The 10,367-nt window shown below is 68.7% G+C and carries 9 protein-coding genes and 1 other RNA gene; 4 read left to right on the top strand and 6 right to left on the bottom strand.

Going from position 1 to position 10,367, the window contains the following annotated elements:
* Nucleotides 1–154: 154 nt before the first annotated feature.
* From AAG816_RS10870 to AAG816_RS10845, 6 genes are all read right to left on the bottom strand, one after another.
* Nucleotides 155–655, bottom strand: coding sequence for a dihydrofolate reductase (locus AAG816_RS10870; RefSeq protein WP_341989633.1), 501 nt, complete (start codon nucleotides 653–655; stop codon nucleotides 155–157).
* Between the two features lie 8 nt (nucleotides 656–663).
* Complete coding sequence (locus AAG816_RS10865) at nucleotides 664–1,941, bottom strand: FAD-dependent oxidoreductase (RefSeq protein ID WP_341989632.1); 1,278 nt, start codon at nucleotides 1,939–1,941, stop codon at nucleotides 664–666.
* A 69-nt stretch (nucleotides 1,942–2,010) separates the two neighbouring features.
* On the bottom strand, nucleotides 2,011–2,601 hold the full coding sequence (locus AAG816_RS10860; protein WP_341989631.1) for a ClpXP protease specificity-enhancing factor SspB: 591 nt from the start codon (nucleotides 2,599–2,601) through the stop codon (nucleotides 2,011–2,013).
* A gap of 149 nt (nucleotides 2,602–2,750) precedes the next feature.
* Nucleotides 2,751–3,124, bottom strand: a transfer-messenger RNA (tmRNA) gene (ssrA, locus tag AAG816_RS10855).
* Between the two features lie 59 nt (nucleotides 3,125–3,183).
* Nucleotides 3,184–4,104: a site-specific tyrosine recombinase XerD gene (locus AAG816_RS10850; protein ID WP_341989630.1), complete on the bottom strand. Its 921-nt coding sequence runs from the start codon at nucleotides 4,102–4,104 to the stop codon at nucleotides 3,184–3,186.
* 8 nt (nucleotides 4,105–4,112) lie between these two features.
* Nucleotides 4,113–4,256 carry a hypothetical protein gene (locus tag AAG816_RS10845; protein WP_341989629.1) on the bottom strand — a complete coding sequence of 48 codons (144 nt, stop codon included), beginning with the start codon at nucleotides 4,254–4,256 and terminating at the stop codon, nucleotides 4,113–4,115.
* 146 nt (nucleotides 4,257–4,402) lie between these two features.
* Here AAG816_RS10845 and AAG816_RS10840 point away from each other — a divergent pair, with 146 nt between their 5' ends.
* The 4 genes from AAG816_RS10840 (at nucleotide 4,403) to ptsP (ending at nucleotide 10,292) form a co-directional block, all read left to right on the top strand.
* A complete protein-coding gene (locus tag AAG816_RS10840) occupies nucleotides 4,403–5,035 on the top strand; it encodes a shikimate kinase (RefSeq protein WP_341989628.1) in 633 nt (210 codons plus the stop codon).
* A 68-nt stretch (nucleotides 5,036–5,103) separates the two neighbouring features.
* Entirely contained in the window at nucleotides 5,104–6,264 is a 1,161-nt protein-coding gene (aroB, locus tag AAG816_RS10835) for a 3-dehydroquinate synthase (protein ID WP_341989627.1), read from the top strand.
* Nucleotides 6,265–6,610: 346 nt separating this feature from the next.
* Nucleotides 6,611–7,873, top strand: a complete 1,263-nt coding sequence (locus AAG816_RS10830; RefSeq protein ID WP_341989626.1) for an aspartate kinase — start codon at nucleotides 6,611–6,613, stop codon at nucleotides 7,871–7,873.
* A 151-nt stretch (nucleotides 7,874–8,024) separates the two neighbouring features.
* On the top strand, nucleotides 8,025–10,292 hold the full coding sequence (ptsP, locus tag AAG816_RS10825) for a phosphoenolpyruvate--protein phosphotransferase (protein ID WP_341989625.1): 2,268 nt from the start codon (nucleotides 8,025–8,027) through the stop codon (nucleotides 10,290–10,292).
* Nucleotides 10,293–10,367: the final 75 nt, after the last annotated feature.

Here is a 10,367-nt window from a genome sequence, read left to right as displayed (position 1 = left end):
GCCGCCGCTGCCGCCGCCGGTGGACATCAGTCCGACGGTCCGGCCCCGGCCGATGCGTCCGGATTTCGAGCTGCCGCCCCCGCCCACGGTGGGCGGCTTCGGCACCATGCAGCGCCCGCCGGGCCTGCTGCCGGAATAGCCGGAGCCTTGCGGCTCAGATGCGGTCCAGGGTCACATAGCTGAAGGGCAGCTCGTCGCCGGGGCCTTGCAAGGGTCCTTCGCGGTCGGTCTCCCGCCAAACGGCGGGGTCGAACGGCGGCAGCCGGACGTCGCCCTCCGGCGTCGCGTGCACCTGAGTCAGATGGATGCGGTGCGCCAGCGCCAGCGTGCCGGCGAACACGCCGCGTCCGCCGATCACCATGATCTCGTCCGCCCCCATCTCCTGCGCCGCCGCGTCGGCCAAGGCGCAGGCCGCCTCCAGCGTCCGGCCCACCCGCACGCCCTCGGGTGGGGCAAACGTGGGATCGCTGCTCACCACCACCGAGATGCGGCCGGGCAGCGGGCGGCCGATGGAGATGAAGGTGTGGCGGCCCATGAGCATGGGCTTGCCCATGGTCAGGGCTTTGAAGCGCTTGAGGTCCGAGGGCAAATGCCAGGGCAGGGCTTGGTCGCGGCCGATGACGCCATTCTCGGCCACGGCGACGATCTGGGTCATGGGCCGCATCACAGGGTCTCCGCGCCGGACAGTTGCGCCAGCGCCCGTTCCGCCGCCGCGATGCCCGAAAGGTGGGCGCCGTGGCAGGTGGAAAAGGCGTGGGTAGACACCGCTTCGCCGGCAAAATAGATCCGCTCGCCCACCGGCTCGAACAGGCGCGCCCGCTCCATCCCATGGCCGGGCAGGGCGCTGGAATAGCCGCCGCCGATGAACGGATCATCGGCCCACCCGGTGGAAAAGCTGGCCCGTAGCCGCCGGCGCAGATCCTCGCCGAAGGCGGCGCAGAGCGCATCCAGCGCGGCGGCGGTCATGGCGCCGTGGCCGGCCGCCAGCAGGCGGGCGCCGGCATCGCCGGCCACATGGCCGATGGCGGCGGGCTGCGCGCCGGGCAGCAGCTGGAAGTGGATCGGCGCGGTGGCCGGATGGTCGAGATCCAGCACGCCGATGCTGGCATGCTCGGCGATGCCGAACACGTCGCGATCAAAACTCAGGGCGATCTTCTCCGCCACCCCCAGCGGCAGGGCCGCGAATGCCGCCTGCAGGGCCGCGGGTAGCGCCGGGAAGAAGCCGAGTCCGCCCTCGGCGATCACCCGCGTCGACACGGTGACGATCACCGCTTGCGCGGTCAGCTCACCGGCATCGGTGATCACCCGCACGCCCTTGCCCGACCAGTCCAGCCGCCGCACCGGGCAGGCCAGCGTCACCGGCACATCGGCGCCATAGGCCCGCACCAGGGCGCCGTAACCATCGGTGACCGGCCAGTTGGCATCGGTGTCGTGATAGGCGGCAAAGTCCACGCAGGAGATGTTTTCCGGCTCATTGGCGGACATCAGTGTGAACCAGGAGCGCACCATGCCGTCCCAGCGCGGATCGCGGTCGCTCTCACCCCACACGGTGGCGGCAGACACGTCCCGGCCCGCTGCGCCGGCGGCGCGCACCGCATCGAAGGCGGCGTCCACTGCCGCGCGCGCGGCCTTGTCCTCGGCGGCATCGGCCCAGCGCCGGCCCAGATGCAGCCGGCGGCTGGCGCGGCCATCGGAGCGGCGATAGCGCAAGCCCAGGGCATCGGCGATGGGCACGAAGGGATTGTTGGTGGCGTCGTGCAGCCAGTGGCAGCCCAGATCCCAGGGCTGGCCGAGGCTGACGGTATCGGTGAAGGCGCGCCCGCCGGTGCGGCCCGAGGCCTCCAGCACCCGCACATGGGCGCCTGCCGCGCGCAAGGTACGCCCTGCGGCCAAGCCCGCCGCGCCCGCCCCCACAATCACCACATCGCATTCGGTTGTCATGCAGAGGCAATCAGCAAGAGGCGGGAGTCAGGGCAGAGCACCGCCCGGCGCAGGCGCGCCGGGGGAGACTCACTTCTTCCGGAACACGTCCAGCCGAACCACTTCGGCGCCGCCGGAGGGCGGGGTGGCGTCATCGTCGCCGGCCTCGTCCTTGGGGCTACGCGCCAGTTCGGCGCGGGCGGCATTGGCGATGTTCACGGACGGCTCGGAACCGGCACCCCGCGGCGGACGGGCACTGCTGGACAGCTGCACCGGGGCCGAGACGTCCTGGGCGCCGTCGATCTCCGGCTCCTCGTCGGGCGTGCCCAGGTCGAACTGGAGGCCGAACTTCACCGAGGGGTCGAAGAAGCCCTTCATGGCGGAGAAGGGAATCAGCAGCTTTTCCGGTACGCCGCCGAACGACAGGCCCACTTCGAGGGCGTGCTCGGTGACGGTCATGTCCCAGAACTGGTGCTGGAGCACGATGGTCATGTCCTCGGGATACTGCTCGCGCATGCGCTGCGACAGGCGCACGCCCGGCGCGCGGGTATCGAACGAGAGATAGAAATGATGGTCGCCCGGCAGGCCGTCGCGGGCCACATCCGTGAGGACGCGGCGGACGACGCCGCGCAGCGCTTCTTGGGCGAGAAGATCGTAGCGAATATGGTCGACCGGCGGCATGGGCCCTGCTGAATAGCTTCGGCCGGACCTCGTGCTTGCCGCCCCGCGATGCGAAAGCTCCGCAATAGACGGGTCCGCGATGCGAAGGGTTTGCACAGAACGGACGCGATATCCGCAACCTTCCCCCAGAGCCGGCCGCCCCGGAGAGAAGTGGAGGCTTCTGTTGCCAGGTGCCTCCGAACCCCGCCTAGCCAGTGCTACCCGGTAGGACTTTTATTTCGGTACCTTTACCGCTCACGCGGCAACGGCAACCGGAGCATAGTTGTCATTCGCAACTATAGGTCGGCCCGATATCGGCGGAACCATGCCGAGCGAAAGAAAGCTCTTTACACCCTCGTCGATCCTGTTTCGCCCCCGCCGGAGCCCAGCGCGCACTGCGCTTTTGCGCTGCGCTCTGGGCTTTGGTGGAGGCGCCGGGTACTGCCCCCGGGTCCGAAAGGCTTATTACAACAACCATTTATCGCCATATCCGGCTTGCACCGGCCCGATGAATATAGGCGCCGTCGGCGCGCGATGAAAGGGGCCGTCGCAGGATATTGACCGAGGATCGTGCGAGCGGGGAAAACGCCGGGTGCCGCAGGTTCAGTCGGTGGACAGGGGATGCAGGTCGCGGACCATGCTCTTCAGGCGCTCGTCCAGCACATGGGTATAGATCTGGGTGGTGGACACGTCCGCATGGCCCAGCAAGGTCTGCACGATGCGCAGGTCGGCGCCGTGAGCCAGCAGGTGGCTGGCGAAGGCATGGCGCAGCACATGGGGCGAGAGGATCGCGGGGGACACGCCGGCGGCCACCGCCAGATCCTTCAACTCCCGCGCCGCATGCTGGCGGGTGAGGTGTCCGGCCTCGGCCGAGGTGGGGAACAGCCATTTGGAGGCCTCCAGCCCGCCCTCCTTGCGCGCCGCCAGATAGGCGGCCATGGCCGCCTTGGCCGGTTCGCTCAAGGGCACCAGCCGCTCCTTGCCGCCTTTGCCCGACACCATGATGGCATCGCGGGCGCGGGCCGCGGCGGCGGGCAGGCCCACCAGTTCCGACACCCGCAGGCCGGTGGCATAGAGCACTTCGATCAGGCACACGGTGCGCAGCCGGCGCAACCGCTCCGGGGACGGCGCGGGTTCGGCGGCACGGGCATGGGCGGTGTCGATCAGCGCTCCCACCTGATCGAGGCTCAGCACTTTGGGCAGCGGACGGCCGCGCTTGGGGCCGTCGAGCACGGCGGCGGGATCATCGCCGCGCCGGCCTTCCGCATAGAGAAAACGATACAATTGCCGGATGGCGGAGAGCCGCCGCGCCACGGTGGTGGACTTCAGGCCGCGATCGGTCAGTTCGGCCAGGAAGGCGCGGATGTCGGCGGTCTGGGCATCGGCGATGCTGCGGGCGCGCACCGAGAGAAAATCGTCGAAATCCGCCAGATCCCGGCCATAGGCCTCCAGCGTGTGGACGCTGGCGCCGCGTTCCACCGCCTGCATGTCGAGGAAAAGGGCGATGGGGCCGGAGGCGCTCATCACGAAGGTTACTTAGCGTAGCGGTCGTTGGGCACGGTGAAGGTGGTATCGCGTGTCACCGGCTGGACCATGGTGGCCAGCGCCCAAATACCGGCATAGCCAAGGCCCGCCAGGATGGCGATGACCGCGAGAAAGCGCAGAAGGCTCGGCACAGGTTATCTTCCGAATCGCGCTGGATACAGGGTTCCGACTGGTCGCACGCTCTGGCTGTGCTTTCAACCGGCATTGCCCGCTCGCCATGGCGATGCTAGGCCGACACAAGACCCGGGGCGGGTCCATGAGGATGAGGAGTGGGGCGGTGAATGGTGATACCGGCCGCGGCAGGGCCGAGGATAGCGCGCCAGCGCCCGACCGATTGCTGCTGGAGCGGCTCGGCGCCCGCTGCATCGTGCTGGTGGGCATGCCGGGTTCGGGCAAATCCTCCGTGGGCCGCCGCCTCGCCAAGCGCCTCGGGCTGCCGTTCCTCGATGCGGATGAGGAGATCGAGCGCGCCGCCGGCATGGCCATACCGGAGATCTTTGCCAGCCGCGGCGAGGCGGAGTTTCGCGAGGGCGAGAAGCGGGTGATGCTGCGTCTGCTGCATGCCGGTCCCTGCGTGCTGGCCACCGGCGGCGGGGCGTTCATGAATGCGGAGACGCGGGCCGGAGTGGCGCGGCACGGGGTCTCGGTCTGGCTGCACGCGGACCTGCCCATCCTGCTGCGGCGGGTGCGCAAGCGCACCGATCGGCCCTTGCTGGCGGACGGCGATCCCGGCGAAAAGCTGGCGGCCCTGCTGGCGGCGCGCGGCGATACCTATGCCTTGGCCGATGTGCGGGTGGATTCCCGCGATGCGCTGCATGAGGCGGTGGTGGAGGATGTGCTGCTGGAAGTCGCCCGGCATCTGGAGCGGCACGACGCCGCGCCCGCCGACGCCGGCCTGAGCCGATCGTGAGGGGCTGAGGCCCGCCGCCGGCAGCCCCTGTGCCGCCGGCCTGAAACTTTTTACCGTCAGGATCCGTCATGTCGTCAGTCGCAACGCCGTCCTCCGTCTCCGTCCCGCAAGGGTCTCCGGCCGCCCCGCGCACGGTGCGGGTGGAATTGGGCGCGCGGGCCTATGACATCGCCATCGGCCCAGGCCTGCTGGGCGAGATCGGCACCCGCATCGCCGCCTTGCGTCCCGGGGCCCGCGTGGCGATCGTGACCGACCAGAATGTGGCGTTGCAGCATCTCGGCATGGTGGAAGCGGCGCTGGACGCGGCGGGCATCGGCTTTTCCACCGTGATCGTGGCGCCGGGCGAGGGCAGCAAGTCCTACGCCGGCTTGCAGCAGGTGGCGGAAGGACTGATCGCCGCCCGGGTGGAGCGGCGCGACCTGGTGCTGGCGCTGGGCGGCGGCGTGGTGGGCGATCTCGCCGGTTTCGCCGCCGCCGTGGTGCGGCGGGGGGTGGATGTGGTGCAGGCGCCCACCACCTTGCTGTCGCAGGTGGATTCCTCCGTCGGTGGCAAGACCGGCATCAATTCGCCCCAGGGCAAGAATCTGGTGGGCGCCTTCCATCAGCCGGTGCTGGTGGTGGCCGATACGGCGGCGCTAGATACTTTGCCGGCGCGTGAACTGCGCGCCGGCTATGCCGAGGTGGCTAAATACGGCCTGCTGGGCGACGAAAAACTGTTCGGCTGGCTGGAAGGCGCTTGGCGCGGCATCCTGTCCGGCGACGGCGACCGGGTGGAAGCGGTGGCCGCTTCCTGCGCCGCCAAGGCGGCCATCGTCGCCCGCGACGAGACCGAGACCGGCGACCGCGCCCTCTTGAACCTCGGCCACACCTTCGGCCATGCGCTGGAGGCTGGCGCCGGTTTCTCGCAGCGGCTGCTGCATGGCGAGGCGGTGTCCATCGGCATGTGCCTGGCCTTTGCCTATTCTGCCCGGCTCGGCCTGTGCTCGGGCCAGGATGCGGTGCGGGCGCAGCGCCATCTGGAAGCGGTGGGCCTGCCCACCCGCATCGCCGATGTGCCCGGTGAGCTGCCTGACACTGACGGCCTGATGACCCTGATCGCCCAGGACAAGAAGGTGTCGCGCGGCGCGCTTACCTTCATCCTGGCCCGCGGCATCGGCGCGGCCTTCGTCGCCAAGGATGTGGACGCCGCCAGCGTGCGCGCGTTCCTGGAGGAAATGCGGGCGGCGTGAGGCATCTCTACTGCACCGCAGCATTTGCGGCGCATAAGGAAAACGGCCTTTCGTATAAAGAAGCGCCCCATTGCCGGGAGCGTCCGACAGCGTTATTAGGCGCCCCACGTCATCACCCGCGGCGCCGTGAGCGCGCGGGAAGGGGTCAGGGATGTACCAGCCGGCCGAAACCCGTTCGTTTGCCACTCCCACCATGGGCGCCATGGCCATTATGGCCATGAAGACTCTCGTGCGTGCGGCGTGCAAACCCCTGCGCCGCGCGCGAAAATGATGCTGCGGCAGGGTGCGGGCCTCGCCCGCTGAACGGTTTTCCCATTCGGCATTTCTTTTGAGAGAGGCGCGAGCAATGGCTCGGCTGGTCATGAAGTTCGGCGGCACGTCTGTCGCCACCATCGAACGCATCCGCAATGTGGCGCGCCATGTGAAGCGCGAAGTGGACGCCGGCTATCAAGTGGCGGTCGTGGTGTCCGCCATGTCCGGCAAGACCAATGAATTGGTCGGCTGGTGCAAGGACTCGTCCGCGCTCTACGATCCGCGCGAATATGATGCGGTGGTGGCCTCGGGCGAGCAGGTGACCTCGGGTCTGCTGGCCATCACCTTGCAGGAACTGGGCATTCCGGCCCGCTCCTGGCAGGGCTGGCAGGTGCCCATCTCCACCGACGACGCCCATGGCTCCGCCCGCATCCTGGAGATCGACGGCACTGCGCTCACCGGGCAGATGGACACCGGGCAAGTGGCGGTGGTGGCGGGCTTCCAGGGCATTCATCTGCCGTCCGGGCGCCTGACCACCTTGGGCCGGGGCGGCTCGGACACCAGCGCGGTGGCCATCGCCGCCGCCATCGGCGCCGAGCGCTGTGACATCTATACGGATGTGGACGGCGTCTACACCACCGATCCGCGCATGGTGCCCAAGGCCCGGCGGCTGGATCGCATCGCCTTCGAAGAAATGCTGGAAATGGCGTCGCTGGGCGCCAAGGTGCTGCAGGTGCGTTCGGTCGAGCTGGCCATGGTGCACCAGGTGCGCACCTTCGTGCGCTCCAGCTTCGAAGACCCAGACGCGCCCCACATGGGCACCGTGGAAGCAGCCGGCACGCTGATCTGCGATGAGGAGGAAATCGTGGCAAACCAGATGGAAGCCCAGGTGGTCACGGGCATCGCCTTCGCCAGGGACGAGGCCCAGGTCTCGATCCGCCGCGTGGAGGACAAGCCCGGCATTGCCGCCTCCGTGTTCGGCCCGCTGGCCGAGGCGCACATCAATGTGGACATGATCGTCCAGAACGTGTCGTCCGATGGCCGCTATACGGACATTACCTTCACCGTGCCCACCGCCGATTACGAGCGCGCCAAGGCCGTGCTGGAAAACGCCAAGGCGAGCATCGGCTTCGAAGTGGTGGAAGGGGCCGTGGATGTCACCAAGGTGTCGGTGATCGGCATCGGCATGCGGTCCCACGCAGGCGTCGCCGCCGATGCCTTCCGGGCGCTGGCGGCCAAGGGCATCAACATCCGCGCGATCACCACCTCCGAGATCAAAATCTCGATCCTGATCGATGCGGCCTATACCGAGCTTGCCGTGCGGACTCTCCATTCGCTATACGGGCTGGATAAGTAGGATGCAGCGGCGCCAACTTGTACCGCAGGTTGGTCGCTGCATTCTGATTCCAGGTTAAAGTCGCCCCAGGTTACAGTTGCCGGGGGGCGCCGTCCGCCGACCCGTTCCGGGTTGGCGGTCCCCGGCCACCCCTTTTCTAAGGATGCGGTCGATGCGTGGCGCGCTCGGCGGTCCCCGCGTGCTCTTGAGACGCCTCCGCGAAGTCATGGCGGAGCCGGTCAGCGCGCAGGATCGCCTGGATAAGATCGTGGTGCTGATCGCTGCCAATATGGTGGCGGAAGTCTGCTCGGTCTATGTGCTGCGCGTGGACTCCACCCTGGAGCTCTACGCCACCGAGGGCCTGAATCGCGACGCGGTGCATCTGACCGTGATGCGCACCGACGAAGGCTTGGTGGGCCACGTCGCCCGCGAAGCCGAATCGCTGGCCCTGTCCGACGCCCAGAACCATCCGGAATTCTCCTACCGGCCGGAAACGGGCGAAGAGATCTACAACTCCTTCCTGGGCGTGCCGATCCTGCGCGGCGGCAATACGCTGGGCGTGCTGGTGGTGCAGAACCGGGCCCGGCGCACCTATACCGACGAAGAGATCGAGGCGCTCCAGACCACCGCCATGGTGCTGGCGGAGATGATCGCCTCCGGCGAACTGACCGCGCTGGCCAAGCCCGGCGCCGAGCCGGCGGTGCGCCGGCCGCTGCACCTCACCGGCACGCCTTTGGCCGATGGGCTGGGCCTGGGCCATGTGGTGCTGCACGAGCCGCGCATCGTGATCACCAATGTCATTGCCGACGATCCGACCAAGGAAACGGCCCGCCTGGACGGGGCCATCGGCAAATTGCGCGCGTCCATCGACCTGCTGCTGGAGGATGACGGACTGTCGAAGGCCGGCGAGCATCGCGAGATCCTCGAAGCCTATCGCATGTTCGCCCATGACCGCGGCTGGATGCACCGGATGCGCGAGGCGGTGCTGTCCGGCCTCACCGCCGAGGGCGCGGTGGAGCGGGTGCAGTCCGACACCCGTGCCCGCATCATGCGCGCCTCCGACCCCTATCTGCGCGAGCGCCTGCACGATCTGGACGATCTGGCCAACCGGCTGCTGCGCGAGCTGACCGGCCGCACCCGCGCGTCCGAGCGCTCGGACCTGCCGGAAAACGCCATTCTGGTTGCCCGCAACATGAGCCCCGCGGCGCTGCTGGACTATGACCGCACCCGCATTCGCGGCCTGGTGCTGGAAGAGGGCGGCACCACCAGCCATGTGACCATCGTCGCCCGCGCGCTGGGCATCGCCGCCGTGGGCCAGGTGGAGAATGCCTCCAGCCTGGCGGAAACCGGCGATCCGGTGATCGTGGACGGGCAGGCGGGCGAGGTGCATCTGCGCCCGCCCGGTGACGTCGAAGAGGCCTATGCGGAGAAGGTGCGGTTCCGCGCCAAGCGGCAGGCGCGCTATGCGGCGCTGCGCGACATCCCCTGCATCACCAAGGACGGGGTCGCCATCGACCTCAATCTGAATGCCGGCCTGCTGGTGGACCTGCCGCATATTGCCGAGACCGGGGCTGCGGGCATCGGCCTGTTCCGCACCGAATTGCAGTTCATGGTCGCGTCCACCTTCCCGCGCATTTCCGAGCAGCTGACCCTCTATCGGGCGGTGCTGGATGCGGCGGGGGAGCGGCCCGTCACCTTCCGCACCCTGGATATCGGCGGCGACAAGGTGCTGCCCTACATGCGCACGGTGGAGGAAGAGAACCCCGCCTTGGGTTGGCGCGCCATTCGCCTGGGCATCGATCGCCCCGGCCTGCTGCGCAGCCAGATCCGTGCCTTGCTGCGGGCCGGCGCCGGCCGCGAACTGCGCATGATGTTCCCCATGGTGGCGGACGTGGGCGAGTTCGATCAGGCGAAAGCCATCCTGGAGCGCGAGCTAACCCATCTGCGCAAGCACGGCCATGCGCTGCCCGAGAAGGTGTTCGTGGGCGCCATGGTGGAGGTGCCTTCGCTGCTGTTCCAGCTGGACGAGATGCTGTCCCGGGCGGACTTCCTGTCGGTCGGCTCCAACGATCTGGTGCAGTTCCTGTTCGCCGCCGACCGCTCCAACGTGCGGGTGGCGGACCGGTTCGATCCGCTGTCGCCGGCGGCGCTGCGGGCGTTCCGCATGGTGGCGGAGGCCGGCGAGCGCCATGGCAAGCCTGTGACTTTGTGTGGTGAGCTGGCCTCGCGCCCGCTGGAGGCGGTGGCGCTGGCGGCATTGGGCTATCGGTCGCTGTCGCTGTCGCCTGCATCGGTGGGGCCGGTGAAGTCCGTGGTGCTGGAACTGGACGTGGGCGCCGCCCGCGCCGTGCTCCAGCCCCTGCTGGACCAGACCACCGGCGGCGTGGATGTGCGCGCCCGCCTCAAGGAATTCGCGGAGAAGAGCGGCTTGCCGATCTAGAATGGGGCGTGTGCTGCCGGCGGCGCAGGCCGGCGGCGATGTCTCGTGTCGCGCCTCCTCTCTCCTGGTCCCCTA

The sequence above is a fragment of the Azorhizobium sp. AG788 genome (genome assembly GCF_943371865.1).
Lineage (GTDB): Bacteria > Pseudomonadota > Alphaproteobacteria > Rhizobiales > Xanthobacteraceae > Azorhizobium.
Note: the sequence above shows the minus strand (reverse complement) of the source record. Positions and strands in the feature narration are given on the sequence as shown.